The 19,921-nt window shown below is 64.2% G+C and carries 21 protein-coding genes; 11 read left to right on the forward strand and 10 right to left on the reverse strand.

Features of this window, described 5'->3' with window-relative positions; all coding sequences use genetic code 11:
- The first annotated feature begins 90 nt into the window (after positions 1 to 90).
- Positions 91 to 360 (forward strand): Aromatic-ring-opening dioxygenase LigAB, LigA subunit, encoded by a 270-nt coding sequence (locus ACSMXN_RS01660; protein ID WP_022915970.1) that lies wholly within the window; start codon positions 91 to 93, stop codon positions 358 to 360.
- The gene (locus tag ACSMXN_RS01665) at positions 357 to 1,190 is read left to right on the forward strand and encodes a DODA-type extradiol aromatic ring-opening family dioxygenase (protein WP_081649402.1); all 834 of its coding nucleotides are present in this window, start codon (positions 357 to 359) and stop codon (positions 1,188 to 1,190) included. The genes ACSMXN_RS01660 and ACSMXN_RS01665 overlap by 4 nt, the downstream gene beginning before the upstream one ends.
- Positions 1,191 to 1,278: 88 nt before the next feature.
- On the opposite strand, the gene ACSMXN_RS01670 is transcribed toward ACSMXN_RS01665, so the two are convergent.
- From ACSMXN_RS01670 to ACSMXN_RS01680, 3 genes are all read right to left on the reverse strand, one after another.
- Entirely contained in the window at positions 1,279 to 2,310 is a 1,032-nt protein-coding gene (locus ACSMXN_RS01670; RefSeq protein WP_022915972.1) for an ABC transporter substrate-binding protein, read from the reverse strand.
- Positions 2,311 to 2,707: 397 nt separating this feature from the next.
- Positions 2,708 to 3,280 carry an HhH-GPD-type base excision DNA repair protein gene (locus ACSMXN_RS01675; protein WP_022913535.1) on the reverse strand — a complete coding sequence of 191 codons (573 nt, stop codon included), beginning with the start codon at positions 3,278 to 3,280 and terminating at the stop codon, positions 2,708 to 2,710.
- A gap of 139 nt (positions 3,281 to 3,419) precedes the next feature.
- Complete coding sequence (locus tag ACSMXN_RS01680; RefSeq protein ID WP_196811311.1) at positions 3,420 to 4,241, reverse strand: class I SAM-dependent methyltransferase; 822 nt, start codon at positions 4,239 to 4,241, stop codon at positions 3,420 to 3,422.
- Between the two features lie 106 nt (positions 4,242 to 4,347).
- Here ACSMXN_RS01680 and ACSMXN_RS01685 point away from each other — a divergent pair, with 106 nt between their 5' ends.
- Positions 4,348 to 5,370 (forward strand): UDP-N-acetylmuramate dehydrogenase, encoded by a 1,023-nt coding sequence (locus ACSMXN_RS01685; protein ID WP_022913538.1) that lies wholly within the window; start codon positions 4,348 to 4,350, stop codon positions 5,368 to 5,370.
- Positions 5,371 to 5,404: 34 nt separating this feature from the next.
- On the opposite strand, the gene ACSMXN_RS01690 is transcribed toward ACSMXN_RS01685, so the two are convergent.
- Positions 5,405 to 6,199, reverse strand: coding sequence for an SDR family oxidoreductase (locus ACSMXN_RS01690; protein WP_455407676.1), 795 nt, complete (start codon positions 6,197 to 6,199; stop codon positions 5,405 to 5,407).
- 167 nt (positions 6,200 to 6,366) lie between these two features.
- Here ACSMXN_RS01690 and mshA point away from each other — a divergent pair, with 167 nt between their 5' ends.
- From mshA to ACSMXN_RS01710, 4 genes are read left to right on the forward strand one after another with little or no spacing between them, the layout of a single operon-like run.
- On the forward strand, positions 6,367 to 7,746 hold the full coding sequence (mshA, locus tag ACSMXN_RS01695) for a D-inositol-3-phosphate glycosyltransferase (RefSeq protein WP_081649133.1): 1,380 nt from the start codon (positions 6,367 to 6,369) through the stop codon (positions 7,744 to 7,746).
- On the forward strand, positions 7,743 to 8,261 hold the full coding sequence (locus ACSMXN_RS01700) for a type III secretion system chaperone family protein (protein ID WP_022913542.1): 519 nt from the start codon (positions 7,743 to 7,745) through the stop codon (positions 8,259 to 8,261). The genes mshA and ACSMXN_RS01700 overlap by 4 nt, the downstream gene beginning before the upstream one ends.
- A 23-nt stretch (positions 8,262 to 8,284) precedes the next feature.
- On the forward strand, positions 8,285 to 9,010 hold the full coding sequence (locus tag ACSMXN_RS01705) for a hypothetical protein (RefSeq protein WP_022913543.1): 726 nt from the start codon (positions 8,285 to 8,287) through the stop codon (positions 9,008 to 9,010).
- 27 nt (positions 9,011 to 9,037) lie between these two features.
- Complete coding sequence (locus ACSMXN_RS01710) at positions 9,038 to 9,781, forward strand: phosphoglyceromutase (protein ID WP_022913544.1); 744 nt, start codon at positions 9,038 to 9,040, stop codon at positions 9,779 to 9,781.
- A 55-nt stretch (positions 9,782 to 9,836) separates the two neighbouring features.
- On the opposite strand, the gene phoU is transcribed toward ACSMXN_RS01710, so the two are convergent.
- Positions 9,837 to 10,520 (reverse strand): phosphate signaling complex protein PhoU, encoded by a 684-nt coding sequence (phoU, locus tag ACSMXN_RS01715; protein ID WP_022913545.1) that lies wholly within the window; start codon positions 10,518 to 10,520, stop codon positions 9,837 to 9,839.
- Between the two features lie 143 nt (positions 10,521 to 10,663).
- On the opposite strand from phoU, the gene ACSMXN_RS01720 reads away from it, so the two are divergent.
- Both ACSMXN_RS01720 and ACSMXN_RS01725 read left to right on the forward strand, forming a co-directional pair.
- The gene (locus ACSMXN_RS01720) at positions 10,664 to 12,073 is read left to right on the forward strand and encodes an ATP-binding protein (RefSeq protein ID WP_022913546.1); all 1,410 of its coding nucleotides are present in this window, start codon (positions 10,664 to 10,666) and stop codon (positions 12,071 to 12,073) included.
- A gap of 28 nt (positions 12,074 to 12,101) precedes the next feature.
- Entirely contained in the window at positions 12,102 to 12,782 is a 681-nt protein-coding gene (locus tag ACSMXN_RS01725) for a response regulator transcription factor (protein WP_022913547.1), read from the forward strand.
- Positions 12,783 to 12,868: 86 nt separating this feature from the next.
- Here the strand turns inward: ACSMXN_RS01725 and ACSMXN_RS01730 are convergent, their stop codons facing one another.
- The gene (locus ACSMXN_RS01730) at positions 12,869 to 13,714 is read right to left on the reverse strand and encodes a hypothetical protein (protein WP_455407677.1); all 846 of its coding nucleotides are present in this window, start codon (positions 13,712 to 13,714) and stop codon (positions 12,869 to 12,871) included.
- Positions 13,715 to 13,815: 101 nt separating this feature from the next.
- On the opposite strand from ACSMXN_RS01730, the gene ACSMXN_RS01735 reads away from it, so the two are divergent.
- Together ACSMXN_RS01735 and proC are read left to right on the forward strand one after the other, a co-directional pair.
- Positions 13,816 to 14,742 (forward strand): Ppx/GppA phosphatase family protein, encoded by a 927-nt coding sequence (locus ACSMXN_RS01735; RefSeq protein ID WP_022913548.1) that lies wholly within the window; start codon positions 13,816 to 13,818, stop codon positions 14,740 to 14,742.
- A 120-nt stretch (positions 14,743 to 14,862) separates the two neighbouring features.
- On the forward strand, positions 14,863 to 15,753 hold the full coding sequence (gene proC, locus ACSMXN_RS01740) for a pyrroline-5-carboxylate reductase (RefSeq protein WP_022913549.1): 891 nt from the start codon (positions 14,863 to 14,865) through the stop codon (positions 15,751 to 15,753).
- Between the two features lie 33 nt (positions 15,754 to 15,786).
- Here proC and ACSMXN_RS01745 read toward each other — a convergent pair whose 3' ends face one another.
- The 4 genes from ACSMXN_RS01745 to ACSMXN_RS01760 form a co-directional block, all read right to left on the reverse strand.
- Entirely contained in the window at positions 15,787 to 16,536 is a 750-nt protein-coding gene (locus ACSMXN_RS01745) for a hypothetical protein (protein WP_022913550.1), read from the reverse strand.
- A gap of 43 nt (positions 16,537 to 16,579) precedes the next feature.
- On the reverse strand, positions 16,580 to 19,129 hold the full coding sequence (locus ACSMXN_RS01750) for an AAA family ATPase (RefSeq protein WP_196811295.1): 2,550 nt from the start codon (positions 19,127 to 19,129) through the stop codon (positions 16,580 to 16,582).
- Between the two features lie 244 nt (positions 19,130 to 19,373).
- Complete coding sequence (locus ACSMXN_RS01755; RefSeq protein ID WP_022913551.1) at positions 19,374 to 19,574, reverse strand: hypothetical protein; 201 nt, start codon at positions 19,572 to 19,574, stop codon at positions 19,374 to 19,376.
- Between the two features lie 98 nt (positions 19,575 to 19,672).
- Positions 19,673 to 19,870 (reverse strand): hypothetical protein, encoded by a 198-nt coding sequence (locus ACSMXN_RS01760; RefSeq protein WP_155958388.1) that lies wholly within the window; start codon positions 19,868 to 19,870, stop codon positions 19,673 to 19,675.
- Positions 19,871 to 19,921 lie beyond the last annotated feature (51 nt).

The raw sequence follows: 19,921 nt of genomic DNA on the forward strand, positions 1-19,921 counted from the left end.
TGGTCTATCACCTCGGGCACATGTATAACGTATACACCTAGGGGGCGCAACCGAGCCGCCTGCCGTGCAACAAGAAGGGACGTGTGCCGGATGAGCCTGCATGCCGTTGAGCGATTGCTCTACGAGCTCAACCGTGACCCAGCGAAGGTGGCCGAGTTCCGCTCTCAGCCAACCGAGATTCTCGGCCGCTTCGATCTCACCGAGGATGAGCGCGGTTGGCTGCAAGAGCGCGACATTCTCGCCCTTTACCGCTATGGGGTTCACCCGCTGCTCCTCGCACCTGCGAGTCGCTTCTTCGGAATCGAGCAGGCAGATTTCCGGGCAGCCCTCGCCCCAGCAATTGGAGAGAGAGTTCGATGAGCATTGTCGGATCATTTGCAGTGAGCCATGCCCCCGGCATGGTTGCCTGGCCGGACGCAGTCGATCCAGGTGTACACGAACGGTTGATCGTCGAGGGGTACCGTCGTGCCGGCGAGCGGCTGCGGGCGCTGAATCCCGATGTGGTGGTGCTGGTGACCGGAGAGCATTTCGCGAATTTCTTCTCGGTGATTCCGCCATTCTGCATCCACATCGGTGAGCGGTCCGAAGGGCCGATCGAACCTTGGTTGGGCTTGACGCGGCGGACGATTCCCACCGATGGCTCGCTCGGCGACACGATCTTGCGTGCGGCGCTCGCGGCCGGGCGCGACCTCGCGTTCAGCCACGAATTGTTGCTTGATCACGGCAGTATGGTGCCGTTGGAGTTGATGCAGGTGCCGGCAGATCTGCCGATCGTTCCCTTGATCGTCAACACCCTCGTCGATCCGCTACCGAGCCTCGACAGCTGCCGTCGCCTCGGCGTCGTACTCGGCGAGACGCTCCGAGCCGTTGACCAGCGAGTGGTCTTGATCGGCGCGGGTGGCCTCTCGCATTGGCCGGGCATGGCTGAGGCCGGAAAGATGAGTCCGGAATGGGATCGCGCCCTGCTTGCCGATCTCGTGGATGGCCGCCGCGACACGCTGTGGAACCCACCGTCGGTCGGTTGGGCCGAAGCTGGGCCAGGTGCGGAGGAGATCCGTGCGTGGGCGGTGGTGGGCGCAGCAGCGCCCGACGGGCCTGCTGAGGTACTCGCCTACGAGGCCGTCGACGCCTGGGCGACCGGCTGTGCCGTCGTCGATCTGCAGCGAGTGCCCGTGCCTGCCGTCTCCTAACGCTCCAACTCAGCTGGGCAAATCCCCAACCGCAATGGAAATCACCGTCGCCCCAATCGGAGCGACGGTGATTTCCTTGCCGGCGTTGCTAGCTGAAGTTGAGATCCTTGTCGGCCTGGGCAGCCAGCGTCGTGTCCCAGGACGCGGCAACCTTGGCTTCGGTCCACTGGATCTTCTGATTGGGCTGCTTGTTGAACAGGTCCGCCTGGTTGGCGTACGCGGCTTCAGTTGGTTGGCCAGTCACGACCAGCATCTTCGCCTGAAGATCCAGGAATTGCTTTACCTGATCAGCATTGAGGTTGTAGATCTTCTCGAGGTAGGGCGTCGCCGTCGCGGGTTGGTTCTTCATCATGTTCGAGGCCTGCATGCACGCCTTCACCAGGCCCATCACCGTCGTCTGGTTCGAGGCAAGGAAGGCCTTGGTGACCGAGAGGCCGTCTGCTGGTGTGTCAGGCAGCGATTGGTTGTCGCCGATGATGGTCGATCCGGGTCGCTTCGCCGCGTCCTGCAGGGCCAGGTTGAGGGCTTCGTAGATCGCGTCGGCCTTTCCGCTGTTGAACAAAGCAGATCTGCCGGTGACGCTGGCCACTGGAATGATCTTCACCTGGTCGACGATGCCGGCGTTCTGCAGGATGTGTTGCGTTTCGGTTCCAGGCGTATCCGTTGGCGCGCTGGTCACGACCGACTTGCCGGCAAGATCGCTGATCTGCTTGAGGCCTGGCGCTCCGAGCATGACGAAAGGCGCGTGGGTTCCGGTATTCACCACGTTGATAACGGGAATGCCTTTACCATTTGCCTGCGTTGCCGTCGATGTCAGTGCCGCCGCCTGGATGCTTCCCGAAACCAGCGCCGCAGGCGTGTTCGCGGGTGGGATCGAGGTATTGAGCGAGACGTCCAGACCGTTCTTGCTGGTCAGGCCGGCCGCCACCGCGAGTTGGATGAACGACGCGGCGGCTGAGTTGGCGGGAATCGCGATGGTCACCTTGGTCGACTGGCCCGTGCTGCCTCCACTCCCGGCCGAAGCGGGAGTGTCGGGCTTGCTCGCAGACGAGCTGCATCCGGTCGCCACCAGCAGGACGGCGGCGCCTGCTGCTAGGACGTGCCACTTCTTTGGAGTCATCAGATCCCTCACTTGTCGAGTGCGTATAGGTGGTCGGTTCTTGTCGGTTACCTGTGTGATTCACGGTGCGGACTAGGCCGTGCAACTCGTCGCACGAGCGGCGGTAAGTTGCTCAGCTCGATGTGCGGTCAGTATTCCGGCAACTGTATTCATTGGCAACCCTAAGATTTGCTGTGCACCGATAAATGCCGTAACAAACGGGACTTTTGCCCGAAACCTGACGGCAATCCGTACCTAAAGGGTGCGCTGGTAAGCAGGCTCGCGGGCATCGAACTACTGGGCGGGTCGGCGGTGCGGCGGGTCGGCGGGTCGGCGGGTCGGCGGGTCGGCGGTGCGGCGGGTGGGCGGGTGGGCGGGTCGGCGGGTGGGCGGGTCGGCGGGTCGGTGCCAGCCTGGATCAGACGGCCTTAGCGGCCGCCTTCTGCTCCTTTTTGAACGTCCTGACCTTGACCAGGCTGCCGGCATCGGTCACGTCGGCGACCGAGCGAAACGATCCCGCCTCGCCGTAGGCACCGGCCGCGGCCCGCCAGCCGGTTGGCCGCACCCCGAACTGCTTACCCAGCAAGGCGGTGAAGATCTTGGCCTTCTGGGCGCCGAAGCCGGGAAGGCCCGCGATGCGCGCGACCAGTTCGCTGCCAGTGGCGGCCGTAGTCCAGACGGCGGCGGCGTTGCCGTCGTACATCTCGACGAGTCCGCGGCACAGTTCCTGAACCCGCTTGGCCATCGCGGCCGGAAAGCGATGCAAGGCCGGCACCTGCCGGAAGATCGCTTCGAACTCCGCGGGGTCGTAGTCGGCGATCTGGCCCGCGTTCAGGGCGGTCACCCCCAGGCGTTCGGCCAGTACTTGCGGCGAGGTGAACGCCTTCTCCATCGGGATCTGTTGATCGAGCAGCATGCCAACGAGCAGCGCCAACGGGTCGTCGGCCAAGAACTCGTTCGCTTGCGGTGTTGTCGCGAGGTGCAGGCTCATGACAGCAGATTGTGGCAGCAAGGTGACCGATCGTGCGAGCCGCTTGACCCATCAACCGATCCAGCCAGATTGCGGATCGATCGACGGCCCCGCGGGAACCCAAGTAGCGAGTTCGCTGCGGGCGCCGAGCGATTCATAGCTAACCGACCGGCCGGACGGCGTCCCAGGCAACGGTGAGTTCGCCGAGCCGATGGCGTGCGGGTTGATCCAGTACCGGCCAGCTTTCTGCGACCGTCCGGGCCATGGCCTGCCAGCGTTGACGAGGTCCGAACGATGCCAGTGGGGCGTGTACGTCCCAAGCTGCGTCCATTGCGGTGAGCAGCTCGTGAATCGGTTCGCCCGTGACGTTTCGATGAATGAGGGCCTTGACGAGCCGCTCGGCCAGCTCGGACGGGCGCGAGATGGCATCGACTTTGCAGCACAAGGTCAAGCTCAGTGGCCGGTCGGCGTCCAAGAGAACCCAACTGCCCCGCCGGCCGATCTCGTCGCACGTGCCCTCGACGATCATGCCGCCTGGCGCGAGCTGTCGTTGCATTGCTGCCCACGACGGCGCGACCGCGTCTTCGGGGTATTGGCGTAGCACGTTGGCAGCACGCACTATCGACGGCGTCCGGCCAGCCAGCTCGAAGCCGCCGACGGCGAAACTGAGACCGGGTCCTTCGGCGCCCTTGGCGGCCGCCACCCGTGCCGGGTCGAGTTCGAGGCCGAGCACCTCGATGTCAGGACGAACCGCCAGCAGCCGAGAACGGAGCTCAACCGCCGTTATCGGACTCGCGCCATAACCGAGATCGATGACCAGCGGATCTGGCGCGGCACGCAGTGTTTCGCGCAGCCGGGTGGCGATCCAGTTGTCCATCCGCCGCAACCGATTGGGGTTGGTCGTGCCGCGGGTGGGCAGTCCGAGCGCCCGGGCGCGCCCCGCTGCCAAGCGGGGCAATTTCGCCGGCGGTGGCTGCTTCATGGACTCGACCTCGTCACGGGAAAACCGTAGCGGGATGCCGTCCAGCGCAGATCCGAACCCCATGATCGCCGGTATCCGGTCACTGCGCCGGGTAGCGTGATCAGGCGTGTCCACCTCCCTCGCCGAGCTGACGACCCTGCGACTTGGCGGCCCCGCCTCCCGGTTCGAGATTGCCTCGACGACGAGTCAGCTGGTGGAACTCATCGCGACCGCCGATCGTGATCACGAACCGGTGCTGCTGGTCGGTGGCGGCTCGAATCTGGTCGTCGGTGACGACGGTTGGCCTGGGCTGGTGATCAAGGTAGCCAGCAACAAGATCGAACGGTTCGACAATCGCGAGGGCTGGGAGATCCGAGCGACCGCCGGGGTCGAGTGGGACGAGTTGGTCGCGCAGACCATCGACGACGGCATGTCCGGACTCGAGACGATGTCCGGCATCCCGGGCCTGGTCGGTGCGACGCCCGTCCAAAACGTCGGCGCCTATGGGGCCGACGTGTCAGACCTTTTGACCTCGCTCACGGTCTATGACCGCAAGAGACGGGTCATCGAGCCGTGGTCACCAGCAAAGTGCCACTTCGGCTTCCGGACCTCGAGTTTCAAGCACACCGACCGGTACGTCGTCCTTGACGTCAGCCTGCAGTTGGCGGCCTCGAAACAGTCACGTCCGGTGCGCTATCTCGAACTGGCGCGCCGGCTCGGCATCGAACAGGGCCAGCACGCGCCCGCGAAAAAGGTGCGCGCGACGGTGGTTGAACTCCGCCGTTCCAAAGGGATGATTCTCGATCCCGAAGATCATGATTCGTGGAGTGTCGGATCGTTTTTCGTCAATCCTTTACTGGACGAAGTGCCCGCTGCGGCCGCTGATTGCCCGCACTGGGAAACGGACGGCAAGACCAAGCTCTCCGCCGCGTGGCTGATCGAACAGGCCGGTTTCGAGCGCGGTTACGGCCTCGACTCCGGACGTGGCACCGTGTCCGTTTCGACCAAGCACACCTTGGCGTTGACCAATCGTGGTGGTGCAACGACCGCTGAATTGCTCGAGCTGGCGGCTGAGATTCGTGCTGGTGTGGAAACGAAGTTCGGCATCACGCTGGGCCCGGAAGCTCACCTGCGTAACTGCTCGTTCTGAGCGCATCATGGCAACTGGTGAGGTCATCAGGACGTCACGGGTGAGGATTGCGGGCGACTTTGTAGGACGCGGCCTGCGCAAGCGGCTTCACGACCAGCAAATCGATGTTGACATGTGCCGGCCGAGTGGCGACGAAGGCGATGACGTCGGCAACGTCTTCAGCTGTAAGGGGTTTGTCGACGCCGGCGTACACCGCAGCCGCTCGGTCGGCGTCGCCGCCGAAGCGCACCAGCGAAAATTCCTCGGTGGCCACCATGCCGGGGGCAACCTCGGAGACCCGAATCGGCCGACCGTTCAACTCCAGCCGCAGCGTCTCCATCATCGCGCGGGCGCCGTACTTTGCTGCCGAATACCCGGCGCCGCCCTCGTACACCGCGTATCCGGCGATCGAGCCGGTGAGCACGATATGGCCACCGTCACCCGTTTCGAGTGCCGGAAGGAGTGCCTGGGTGACTCGCATCGCACCGAGGACGTTCGTCTCGTACATCGTTCGCCAGTCGTCCGGATCAGCGGTCGCCACCGGGTCGAGCCCGAGGGCTCCACCGGCGTTGTTGACCAGCAACGCGACGTCGCCGGGCGAGCCGTCCGCAGGGTTCGGACCGCGCTGGGCAATTCGAGCCGCCAGTTCGGCCACCGAATCCGGCGACGTCACGTCCAGCTCGACGGCCTGGATGTTCGGATCCGAACCGGCAACGTCGGCGAGCCGGTCTGGCCGCCGTGCTGCCGCCCACACCTCGAAGCCCTCTGCGGCCAGCCGGCGCGCCGTGGCGGCACCGATTCCGCTCGAGCCGCCGGTTACCACTGCCAATCCTCGGCTTCGTGTCCTCACGTCGGTGATTGTCGTTGATTCGCCAAGATGGGGCATGATCGGGGGCGGTACCGTGTTCAACCCCCGATACCGGTTCGGCGGGTTGATGGTCAGACAGTGGATAGTCGGATCGTGGTACCTGAACAACCAGTTCAGCCACCGGACTCGTCAGAAGGGGCGCCGCAGCGATGGGTCGGACCAGTCGTCACGACGGTTCCATAAGGGCTTCTATACCGGCACTGCCCCGCCGCGTCGCGACGCTAAGCGTGCATACCTCGCCCCTTGAGCAGCCGGGTGGCGGCGATGCGGGCGGCATGAACGTCTACATTCTCGAGACCGCGAAGCGGCTGGCCGAGTCGAACGTCGAGGTTGAGATCTTCACCCGGGCAACGTCGTCTGACCTGCCCCGAGTGGTCGAGGTCGCACCTGGCGTGACGGTGCGCAATGTCATCGCAGGGCCGTTCGAGGGCCTGTCCAAACAGGACCTACCCGCCCAATTGTGTGCTTTTACCGCAACCGTACTTCGGGCCGAGGCACAGCAGGAACCAGGCTGGTACGACCTGATTCACTCCCATTACTGGCTGTCCGGTCAGGTGGGATGGCTGGCCCGTGATCGCTGGGGTGTGCCGTTGGTGCACACCGCGCACACCCTCGCCAAGGCCAAGAACGATCAGCTCGCCGAGGGTGACACGCCCGAGCCATACGCCAGGATCGTCGGCGAGGAGCAGGTGGTTGCCGAAGCCGATCGGCTGATCGCCAACACCGATGCCGAGGCTCGGCAGCTGATCGATTGGTATGGCGCCGACCCGGCGCGGGTGCGTGTCGTCCCGCCTGGGGTCGATCTCGAAGTCTTCTCGCCGGTCTCAGCAACGCTGGACTCCCAGCTTCATGACGTTCCTGCCGCCGACCACAGTCGCGCTGGCGTCCTGGATGCCCGGGCCCGAGTGGGCGTCGCAGACGGTGCGCTCGTGCTGCTGTTCGTCGGCCGCCTGCAACCGTTGAAGGCGCCTGACGTGCTGATCAGGGCGGCGGCGCGCATCGTGGAGAGGCTCCCCGAACTGGCCGATCGGCTCGAAGTCCTCGTGGTGGGAGCGCCCAGCGGTACCGGTCTCGCCGACCCGGACGGGCTGCAGACCCTGGCCAAGGAGCTAGGCATCGCCGACCGGGTTCGTTTCGAGCCGCCCGCCTCCCGCGAGCGGTTGGCCGATTTCTACCGCGCGGCCGACCTGACCGTGGTACCGAGCTACAACGAATCCTTCGGACTGGTAGCGCTTGAATCGCAGGCCTGCGGAACCCCCGTCGTCGCAGCTGATGTCGGCGGCCTGTCAACAGCCGTGCGCAACGGAGAAACCGGCATCCTCATCGGCAACCATCGCACCGAGGACTGGGCGAGCACTATCGGGCAGTTGTTGTGCGCGCCGGCTCAGCGCGCCGAGTTCGGACGCGCTGCCCGAACGCATGCGGAGGGCTTTTCATGGCGACACACCGCCGACGGATTGCTCGTCGCTTACCGAGATGCCATTGCCGGATTTCCGGCTTTGCTGGCGACCGGATCGGATGACCGATGACACATTCACCCGCCGAGCTGGTTGCCGTCGCCGACACCATTCGCGAGACCCTCGCCGACGCTGAGATCGACTTCGCCGAGCCGACCCCGGGCAGGTTCTTCGCCAACCTGCCAGGACAACGGCGCCTCAAGACCGGGTGCTGGTTGATTGTCGGCGCGAGCAGTCTCAGCATCGAGGCGTTCGTGGTGCGCAAGCCGGACGAGAACTCCGAGCAGGTCTATCACTGGCTGCTCTCGCACAATTCCCGGATGTTCGGGGTGGCGTGGTCGATCGACGAGGTCGGCGACATCTATCTCACGGGGCGCTGGCCGTTGAGCGCGGTGACGCCGGAGGCGATCGACACGTTGCTCGGATCGGTGCTCGACAACGCCGACGACTCTTTCAACACCCTTCTCGAACTAGGTTTCGGGTCCTCGATACGGCGGGAGTGGGCCTGGCGCGAACGTCGCGGCGAATCGATGGCGAACCTGGCTGCCTTCGAAGGTTTTGTGAAGCGAAACCCCGCATCTTCTTGACCGGATCTGGCTAGTCTCGGTTGATGATCGAACTGGCTAACCTCGAAATTCCGGCACGCTTCAACGGCCCGCCGGATTCAGGTAACGGCGGAGTGACCGCCGGCCTGATCGCGGCCCGGTTCGGCTTCGCCAGCAGGCCGCCCGCGGCGCTGCCGGTCACCGTCACGTTGCGCTTGCCGCCACCCCTTGATGTGCCGCTTCGCGTCGAACAGAGCGAAACCGCCTTGCGGGCGTTCCGCGGCACCGACCTCGTCGCGGACGCGATGGTGGCGGCAACCGGCGAGCCCGAGCTCATTCCGGTAGCAGCGGTGGATCTGGCAACCGCGGTCGATGCCATGTCCCGCTACGACGGCTACCGCGCGCATCCGTTTCCGACCTGCTTCGTGTGTGGCACCGACCGAGTCCCTCAGGACGGGCTCGCGATCTGGGCCGGCGCCGTGGTGCCCGGCGAACCGAGCCTGGTCGCGGCACCGTTCACACCGGATGAAACGGAGCTCGACGCGGTGGCTCTGGTGTGGGCAGCCCTGGACTGCCCAGGCGGCTGGTCGATCGGACTAACCGGTCGGCGGGCTGTCCTCGGCCGGATGACCGCGCAAGTTCTGCGCGTCCCGAACGATGGCGAGCCGTGCGTGGTGGTCGCGCAGTGCGACGGCTGGCAGGCGCGCAAGGCCTCGACCCGCGTCAGTCTCTACGGCGGGGACGGCGAGTTGCTGGGAGTGGCCGCGCAGACCTGGATCGAACTCCGCTGAATCTGAGCGTCTGGCAGGATTGCGCGCATGAGTGCAACGCTGATTCTGCTTCGACACGGTGAGAGCGACTGGAACCAGAAGAACCTCTTCACCGGCTGGGTCGATGTGGATCTGACAACGGCCGGCGAGGCCGAGGGCAAGCGCGCCGGTGAGCTGCTTCTCGAGCATGATCTGCTGCCACAGGTCGTGCACACCTCCCTGCTACGGCGGGCGATCAGAACCGCCCAGATCGCTCTCGACGCCGCCGACCGGCAATGGCTACCGGTGCGCCGATCGTGGCGGCTGAACGAACGCCACTATGGGGCGTTGCAGGGTAAGGACAAAGCGGCCGTGCGTGCTGAGTTCGGCGACGAGCAGTTCATGTTGTGGCGGCGCTCCTACGATGTTCCGCCACCGCCGCTCGAGGCTGATTCAGAGTTCAGCCAGGTGGGCGATCCCCGGTACGCCGACCTGCTCGAGTCAGTCCCGCGTACCGAATGCCTGGCCGACGTGGTCGACCGCCTGCTTCCGTACTGGTACGACGCGATCGTGCCTGACCTGAGAAACGGTGTCGTGTTGATCGCCGCGCACGGCAATTCCCTGCGTGCGTTGATCAAACATCTGGACAAGCTCTCCGGCGATGAAGTCGTGAACCTGAACGTGCCAACCGGCATTCCGTTGCGTTACGAACTGGACGACGCCACGCTGCTGCCGCTCAAGCCCGGCGAATACCTCGACGCTGATGCCGCGAAGGCCGCGATCGAAGCTGTCGCCAACCAGGGCAAGAAGTAGGTTCTCCCGTTGCCGGGCAGACGGGACTGCCCGACAACGGTCTATCGAAACCGGCTCAGGTTGATTCCTTGTTGGCCTGCCGCGGCGCTGCTGATCCCGTCTGCATCTCGCCGGTGGCGATGAACACGACCCGGCGGGCAACCCCGACCGCGTGATCGGCGTACCGCTCGTAGTAGCGCCCGAGCAGCGCCATGTCGATGGCCGATTCGGTGCCGTGGGACCAGTTGTCCGACAGCAGCAGGGTGAACAACTTGCGGTGCAGGGCGTCCATCGAGTCATCTTCTGCCTCGATGGCCTTCGCCAGCTCGACATCGCGGCCCTTGATCACCTCGGCGACCTTGTCGACCAGCGACAGCGCGACTTCGCCCATCTGCGAGATGACGTCGCGAAGCTCGGTAGGAACCGCGATATCGGGATAACGCATCCGTGCGACCTTGGCCACGTGCAACGCCAGGTCGCCCATCCGCTCCAGATCGGCAACCAGATGCAGCGTGGTCACGAGTACCCGCAGATCCGTCGCGACAGGTTGCTGAAGCGACAGCAACTGGAAGGTCCGCGATTCGAGATCTGCGCGCAGGGCATCGATTGCCGTGTCATCGCTGACGACGCGCTCAGCCCCGTTGAGGTCGCCGTCGAGCAGCGCATTGGTGGCACGCTCCATCGCCGTACCGGCGAGGTAGGTCATGGCCACCAACGAGTTGCCGATGTCGTCGAGTTCGTCGTGATATAGATCGCGCATGCTCACAGAGTAAGGCCCAGCCCTTCCCGAACCTGGCCCACTAGGTGAATGCTCGGCAGTCTTTGGGTGAACAGGACGTGACGGCAGGTTTGCCCGGGACACTCGGGGGCTGAAGGGCTTGGAATCAGCCGTACGATCTGGCCGTGACCTTCACAGCGGCCGTCGTGGCTGCTCTTGCGTTCCTCGCAGGAGCGGGCGTCGCCGCACTACTGATGCGCGCTTACTCGAGGCGAAGCAATCGCACGAGCGCCCCGAGTGGCCCTGGCTCGTCCGGGATCGAGTTCCGAGTCGGTGCGCTTCCCGGCTCGGTTGCGAACCCGGCTGCGAGCGCGAAGGTAGCAACCGAGGGCCCTGCAACAACCCCGTCCTTGGCCTTGCGGGTGCTGGGAGCCATCGATGTCGGCGTGGTCGTGGTGGATCGGGACGAAATCGCGATCTTCGCCAATCCCGCCGCTCGCCAGATACGGGCAGTCGAGGACGACCGGCTGACGGTTCCGGTGCTCAGCGCACTGGTACGCGCCGTAACGGATTCCGGTGTTGCCGATTCGGTCACGCTCGACTTGGCGCAGGGCAGGGGTGGCCCGGAGTCGCTGACCTTTCTCGTCACGGCGATGCCGCTCGGGCCGGTCTTGCGGGACGAGCGAATTGCCACGGTATTGCTTCGGTTCACCGACATCACTGAATCGCGGCGTCTGGAGCGTGTCCGGCGGGATTTCGTGGCGAACGTCTCACACGAACTGAAGACACCGGTGGGTGCCCTGACCTTGCTGGCCGAAGCTGTTCAGGACGCCGCCGACGATCCCGAGGCTGTGCAACGGTTCTCGCACCGAATGCAACGCGAGGGTGCCCGGCTCGGCCGCCTGGTCCAGGAGTTGATCGAGTTGTCCCGGTTGCAGGGGGCTGAACCGCTACCGGGAGCGCACCTGGTTGATGTCGAGCACATCGTGTCCGAAGCGGTCGATCGAAGTCGATTGCTCGCCGAGCAATCGGGCATCACCGTGGTCGACCGAACCGAGCCGTACCTGCAAGTCCGCGGCAACGAAACGCAGTTGACCAACGCCTTGTCGAACCTGGTCGACAATGCCATCGCCTACAGCCCGGAACGGACCAAGGTCGGAGTTTCAGCGCGGGCCGTCATGGACGCAGACGGCTCGGAATGGGTCGAGATTGCGGTTACCGATCAAGGAATTGGAATAGCCGAGGCCGACCTCGACCGGGTATTCGAAAGGTTCTTCCGGGTCGACCCGGCTCGGTCCCGCGCGACCGGCGGCACCGGCCTGGGCCTGGCCATCGTCAAACACATCGCGTCGAACCACGGCGGCGCGGTGTCCGTGTGGAGTGTGTCCGGTTCGGGTTCGACCTTCACGATCAGGCTGCCGCTGGCCGGACGGGACGGCGGCAGCTCCGACGCCGAGGCGGGGCGCGAATCATCTCGTGAACAGGGAGAGCTTGAACACCAGAGTTTTCCGCAGGTCCAACTTCAACGATCAGCCCAGACCCCGAAACCTGCCCCAACCCTGCAACCAACCAACACCAGCCAACTACCCAAATGATGCATATTGCCTACGAAAGGACATCCCCGTGACCCGGGTTCTTGTCGTCGAGGACGAAGAGTCGATTTCTGACCCGCTGTCCTACATGCTTCGCCGCGAAGGCTTCGAGGTAACGGTCGCTGCGACCGGCCCCGATGCCCTCGGGTCATTTGACCGCACCGGTGCCGATATCGTCCTGCTCGATCTGATGCTTCCCGGCTTGTCGGGCACCGAGGTGTGCCGGTCGCTGAGGCAGCGCTCGACCGTGCCGATCATCATCCTGACTGCCAGGGATTCCGAGGTCGACAAGGTCGTCGGGCTCGAACTCGGTGCCGACGATTACGTCACCAAGCCGTTCTCACACCGGGAGTTGATCGCCCGGATCAGGGCGGTCATGCGCCGAGGCGGCGAGGCGGACGAGCTCATCACCGCCACGCTGGAGGCCGGGCCGGTCCGGATGGATGTCGAGCGCCATACCGTGGCCGTCGATGGTGACACGATCTCGTTGCCGTTGAAGGAATTCGATCTACTCGAACTCTTGCTCCGCAACGCCGGCCGGGTGCTGACCCGCGGCCAGCTGATTGACCGGGTGTGGGGGGCGGACTACGTCGGTGACACCAAGACCCTCGACGTGCACATCAAGCGATTGCGTTCAAAGCTGGAACCCGATCCAGCGAACCCCAAGTACCTCTTGACGGTCCGCGGTTTGGGTTACAAATTCGAAGGCTAAAATCGTTTTGCAGGTGATCATCTCCGCGACAGCGGCCCGCTTTTAGCCCGTTGCGCGTTCAATTGTGGCCGCACACGTGGAGATGATCATCTGCCCGCCTGCTCTCGGGCAGCCGTGGTCGCCGGGTGTTCGGCGATGAGGCCCTGTGCCAGCCGCCGCGCACACAGCCGCGCGAGTTCGTTGTACGCAGGCTGACCGATCAGAGCGGCCAGCTCTGGGGCGTAACTGACGTAGAGCGGTTCGGCGCCGATGTGTGCCTCAGGCGCGGAGGTGCAGTACCAGTAGAGATCGTGCCCACCTTCGCCCCAGCCCCGGCGGTCGAACTCGGTCACGGTGGAAAGCAAAATCTTCGTCTCGTCCGTCCGGGTGATCCATTCCTGCTCTCGGCGCACAGGTAGTTGCCAGCAGACTTCTGGCTTTGTGTCCAAGGGATGCAGGCCTTCACGCAACGCGAGGGCGTGCAGTGAACAACCCTCGCCGCCTTCGAAGCCAGGCCGGTTGAGAAACACGCAGGCGCCGTCGACGCGGCGAGTTCGGACCCGGTCCTCCTCGTCACCGACCGAATCCTTCTCGGTGATTCCCTTTTTCTTGCCAACCTTGTAGTACTGCCACGTTTCTGGCGTCAGCTGCCGCGCGTACTTCTTGACGCGCTTGAGGTCAGCCATATCGGAGAAGAACGCACCGTGGCTGCAACAGCCGTCGGAAGCCCGGCCTTCGATGACACCGTGGCACCCGCGACCGAAGATGCAAGTCCAACGTGAGCACAGCCACGTCAGATCCGCGCGGATGTGATGTTCGACATTGGCCGGGTCTTCGAACTCGATCCACTCGCGCGCAAAGTCGAGCGACACTTCGCTATCGCGCGGTTGCGGCGGGCTCGGCTGGATAACGGGAAGTTGGCGATCGGGAAGCTGGCGAACTTTTTCGGGCACGTGCGCGACTGTAGTCGGGCAGTTGGTCGGGCGCGTTGCCGTCACCGAGATCTCGGACAGTTCGGCAGTTCGATCAACGAGCATCGACTACGGTCTGAGTCATGCGGCTAGGAGTATTGGACGTAGGTTCCAACACGGTCCATCTGCTCGTGGTTGACGCGCATCGTGGTGGCCAGCCGACGCCGCAGCTGTCCCGCAAGAGCGTGCTTCGGTTGGCCGAACACATCGACAAGCGGGGGGATCTGGCTCTGGAGGGGGCAGATGCCCTCGTCGGCGCAGCGCTGGGGGCCCGTCGCCAGGCAGCCGAACTCGAGTGTGATGAGTTTCTGGCATTCGCAACCTCGGCGGTCCGTGACGCACGCAACTCCGCCGAGGTACTGGCACGGGTTCAGCAGGACGCGGGCGTGACCCTCGAGGTGCTCACCGGGGCAGACGAAGCGACGCTGACGTTCCTGGCGGTGCGACGGTGGTTCGGCTGGAGCGCAGGTCGCCTGCTGTGCCTCGACATCGGTGGAGGTTCCCTCGAACTCGGCGTGGGTGACCACGAGAGCCCCGAGGTCGCATTGTCGGTGCCGCTGGGTGCCGGTCGGCTGACCCGGGAGTGGCTCGACGGGGACCCGCCTTCCAGACAGGCGGTCGAACGTCTTCGCGAGTACGTCCACAGTGAGCTCACTGGTCCGGCGAAGAAGCTGCTGAACGGTTCGCGCCCGGACCGTGTCGTAGCCTCGAGCAAGACTTTTCGGACCTTGGCTCGGCTTGCCGGCGCAGCACCCTCGAAAGAGGGTCCGAGAGCGCCGCGCAGCATCAACATCAACGGCTTGCGCCAGATCATTGGTTTCATCTCGAGGATGGCATCAGCCGATCTGGCGGAGCTGGACGGCGTCTCGCCAGGTCGGGCCCACCAGACCTTGGCTGGCGCAATCGTGGCTGAGCAGGCCATGCTGGCGCTCGGGGTGAACGAGTTCGAGCAGTGCCCGTGGGCGCTTCGCGAGGGTGTCATCCTCCGAAGACTCGATCACATCGGCTAGCGCCGCGCGACGCCATCATCGAGGTTCGTATACGGGCGGGTCGCCATGGCCGCTCAGCGGTATACCAACCTCGCGGACTGCCCGCCGTCACGGACCGTCCAGGTGCAATGATTGGCGCCCATGACGACGAGTTCGACCGACACGGCTGGCGATTCCAACGACTCGGCCGCTGCGAGCGGTGCAGCACGACCAGGTGGCCTGGCGATCATCGGTGGCGGCAAGATCGGTGAGGCGCTGCTGTCAGGTCTGCTACGCGGGACCGAGCCGCTTTTCACTCCGGACGAGATCGTTGTGGTGGAGCACTATCCCGACCGGGTCGACTACCTACAGTCCAAGTACGGCATCAAGGGCGTTGACATCGCCAGCGCCGTCCAGATCTCGTCCACCTTGTTGATCGCAGTAAAGCCACAGGACATCGACCTGGTACTCAAGCAACTTGCCGAACATGTCACCTCCGATCATCTCGTCGTATCGGTTGCCGCCGGGATCACCATCAGCCGACTCGAGCGGGGGCTGCCCGGTGGCCCGGCAGTCGTCCGATGCATGCCGAACACCCCCGCCTTGGTCGACCAGGCGATGACCGCGATCAGTCCGGGCACCCACGCCGACGAGGAGCACCTGCAACGCGCTCAATCGATGCTGGAGGCAGTCGGACGGGTCGTCCGGGTACCTGAGTCGCAGATGGATGCGGTCACTGCTCTGTCGGGCAGCGGGCCCGCTTATTTCTTCTTCTTGGTCGAGGCGATGATCGACGCCGGCATCCTGCTGGGCCTGCCGCGTGCTCTGGCCGCCGACCTCATCGTGCAGACAGCGGTGGGATCGGCGGTGATGCTGCGCGACTCGGGGGAACATCCGGTTCAGCTTCGAGAGGCTGTGACCAGTCCCGGGGGCACCACGATCTCCGCCATTCGCGAGCTCGAGAACCACGCTGTCCGTGCTGCCCTCATCGCTGCCATCGAGGCCGCCCACGACCGCTCGGTCGAACTGGGACGAGCCGCTGACGGATCCTGATCACCGATCCGTCAGCGGCCCCAGCCCCGGAGATCAGCCGGTGCGAAGTTGGATGTCTTGACTGCCTAGCGTTGCGTGCAGATCCGTCAGCAGAACCTTCTGGATCTGTCCGACACCTGCCGCGAGGCTGTTCTTGACCATGGGTGCCGCCAGCGGTAGCAGCCGGGCGCTCTGCGCAGCCGCAGGGGCCGGGGGCGCCGGGGTGATCTGCGCCTGAAGTTGGGCGTTGAGCTGATCGCGAAGCGCCACGATCTGTGCGAGCGCCTGCTTGGACAGCTCGCGCTGACTGTTCGAGATCACCACGATCTGGACGGCGGCCGCCGCGGTGAGGCAGTTCACGCAGGTCGCGTTCACGGCCAAGGATCGGTTGCCGGCGACGACTGTCCCGGCCCGGCGGGCGATGACAACCTGCAGTGACAGGGCCGAGCCCTGACAGCCGGTGCACGAGGACCATGCTGCGGCCACATTGTCTGCCTGCAGCGCCCTAACACCCCGCGAATAGATGACCTGCAGGGTGACGGCGTTGGCGTGGCATCCGTCGCAGGTGAGCGAGCTGGTAGCCACCGCGCTGGCGCGCAGGGTCCGTCCGGAGGGATGTTCGACGTGCATCGAGACATCGTTGAGCGAATCACCGGCCTGCGCGGGGATCGCGGCCGAAGCAGCCTCGAGGTTGCGGTTGTAAGAGCCGAATTGCGCGTCTGCGGCGCCCGCGACGGTAACGCCGACCAGCGCAACTGAGATCAGGATGACGCCGGCCCTCAACAACCTTCGGGATCTGTTCATGGTGCGCTCCGCATTCTGTGATTGAGTTGATGTCCTCGAGCGATCAGAACGATTCTTGAACTGCGAAGTGGTCAGCTACCGAGGCCGCCAATTCCACGAAGGCCGCTCGGGTCGCCGGTTTCAATTCCGACAACCTGGTCTGCGAGCCCGCTTCGAGCGCTCGATCCCACGGCACGGCTACGACCTTGGCGCAGCGCCTGGAGAAGTGGTCAGCAATCGCCTCGTAGGGCACCCCGGCCTTTTCGTGGCAGCCGTTGACGACAACCACCGCTCGGGCAACCAGTTCTCCATGACCATGCTGCGAAAGCCAATCCAGCGTCAGTGCCGCGGCGCGGGCGCCATCCACTGCGGGCCTCAGTACGAGTACGAGCTGGTCGGCCTCGCTAAGTAAGCCTTGGTTCGCGCTGTCCAGGATTCCCGTTCCGGTATCGAGCAGAATGAGATTGTAGTAATGGTCGAGCAACTGGATCACTCGGTGGTAGGCGCGGCGATTCAGAGCGAGACCGATCCTCGGGTCGTCGTTCGAGGCGAGAACTTCCAACCGGCTTTCCGGAGATTGTGAGGTGAACTCGCGCAGATCGGAGTAGCTCTGAATGAGTTCGAGGCAGCGCAGGACGTCGGTGATGGTTCGTTCCGACGGTTGCGAGACGCGATGCGCGAGGTTGCCGGCGTCGGGGTTGGCATCGACCGCAATCACCCGATCACCACGCAACATTGCGAACATGCTGCCGAGAGCGAGGGTCGTGGTGGTCTTGCCTACTCCGCCCTTGCGGCTCATGACAACGACTCGACGAGAACCGGCGATCGGAGCGGTCACTCGAGCGAGGACGGCGGCCTCGCGGCGCTCCTGTGCGCTCGGGCCGGGATTGATGGCGCCGCCACTTACGCGGAACACCGATCGACGCCAGCCTCCGGTAGGGGCAGATCCGCGAGTGGAACCAAGAATCGCGTCGGTGAATGCGCTGGCGGACAGCTCGTCGGTGTTGCGGGTTTCACCCTTCGACAGCTCGGACTCCCGGTCGAACGTGGGAACAGGCCGCCGCTCCGGGGCTTCGCCATCGGTTGGCAGCGTCGCGTCGGTAGCGGGCTCCGCAGGCTCCGCGGTGTCGGTCGCTGGCTTGGCGGCCACCGGTTCTTGATCGGAGATGCCGAATCCTGTTTCAGAAGGCTGCGAATCGCCTTCGGCAGGGAGCATCGCAAGTCTCGTAGCAAGTGTCGTCGTGCCCATAGTTGCGTCAGAATCATTCATCTTCGGCCCTTCGGTACGTTCCATGCTCTCGGAAATGGCGGTCTTGTCAACAGGTGCGGTGGCTACCGGTCCCTGATCGCGTGCTGGCTGAACCTGAGCTGGGGCAGGCGTTGGTCGCTTCTTGGTCACGATCAGCCGCTGTCCCAGCCGGAGCACTATCTTGATCAGGCTCGTCAGCATGCGTTGCAGAAGAATCGTCAAACCGACAATAGGAATGGTCAGCAGCAGGATCGACAAACCGGCGAGGAGCAGCGAGGGGAGGTCGTGCTGGCCCCAAGCCCGCCCGAGTTGTTCGCCCTGCTGCTGGACGGAGTCAACGGTGTGCGAGATCAGATACGGTGCGCTGTAAGCGAACCAGACCAAGCCCCCGATCAGAGTCGGTACGACGAGGAAGACCCACACCGTAACCAGCCGTCGGGCCGCAGGTCGCAGCTCTGCTACTCGTGGATCGGTCGGTCGACCCGGCAAGAGGCTCAGCAGAACGGGCCCCACCCGCGAGAAAAGATCCGGTACACCAGCCAGATCGGCCAGCACGAAGTAACCGTCGAAACGGACGGTTGGAATGAGCTGCTGTGCCATCTCGACATGCATCAGCAGCGCAGCAAGTAGTAAGAACCCATTACCCGAAAGCAAATAGCCGGCGTCGAGGATGATCAGGCACAGGGTATTGAAATACAAGCCGCCTAGATCGGTACGGATCCGCCCAGCGCGGTCGAGCCGATACGAGTCGGTGACATTGGTGAAGAAGGCTGGGAATACGAGGTAGACGCCCATGCCGATTACCCCGGGCCGCGCCCCACCGTAATGGCAGGCGGCGGCATGCCCGAGTTCGTGGAAGAGCGCTCCCAACGTAAGAACACCCATGAGTGCCAAGAGAAACGTCGGCGTCGCGAGTACTTGGTTCAGCGCAGCGGTGAGACTTCCGCGACCGAACACCATAACGTCCAGCGTGATGACTGAGACGAGGGCGGCGACTACGACGGCTGGTTTGAAGAGGAACGACACCGTTCGGGCGAGGCCTCGTACATTGGCTTCGGTAAGAATGGTCCGCCGCAGGCGCAGTGAGAGCAGCGGGTCGACAGCCTCTCCTTGCTGTTCTTCGGCCGGGCGGATCGGCGTGCGGTCAGCGATTTGCTGGACGAGTCCCAGGGGCGCAAGCCTGCGCGTGAGAACGTGTTCGAGGCCTTCGACAGTAAGAGTGCGCCCGTAGGCATTGCTGACGGCCTCGGCAATCTGTGCGGTATCGCGTTCGGCGGACACCTCGTGAACAACCAGATGCAGCAACTCCGACAGCTGCAGAACCTGGCCGTCGGCTCGCTGCAGCAGGTATCGGGACTCGCGCAACCCTGAGCCTTGCGCGCAGCCCAGATTCTTCAATCCGGCTGTGCGGCACCAGCGGACTGGCGATGCTTCGGCAGCGGTTTGACTTGCAGTGTCTGATCGTGCGGCCGCTGAGCCAGCGTCCGTCGTTGCGTGCATTGACATCTCATGTCCAAGCGATGGCTGGTTTGGCAAGAGACGGGTGGGTACGACCGGTATTCGACCGCTATGCGGCCGAATGGTCGGACCCACCCGCCGATGCCCTTTGTCAGAAGTGCTGAAGGGCAAGGAATTGCTGCCCTGCATACGAGTTCGCCGTTGAACCGACGGTCGCGGCATTGAGCGCCAAGGAGATGTTCACACCGATGATCGGCATGACGTTGATGTTGAACAACGTCTCCTTTGCCGGCAGCAGTTCCAGGGACTGCGCGTCGAGTTCTGCGAACTCGACTACTGATCGTTGGTTCACAACGTTCCCCTTTCTGCTGAGGGCGTGCAGATCCAGTTCTGGACGATCGCCTGACGGCGAGCGCTGTTGTGGATCTGCACGCCCTAGGTGCCTGCTGGTCAGTGCTGGCTAACCGAGATGCTCTGGAGAGCCGCGCTGTTCGCCTGCGACAGCAGAGTGGCAGCGTTGACGGCCAGTGACGAGTTCGAGGCGTAGATGCCTGCCCAGTTGTAGGTGTTGAAGAAAAGGGTTTCCCGCGCTGGAAGCAGCTCGACACTCTCGATGTCCAACTCGCTGTAAGTAAGTTCGTTCCGCATGATGTTCACCTCCCCCCAGGTGGTGGTACTTCGTTGTTGTGCTGGCGTGCA

The organism is Parajatrophihabitans canadensis (assembly GCF_053764775.1).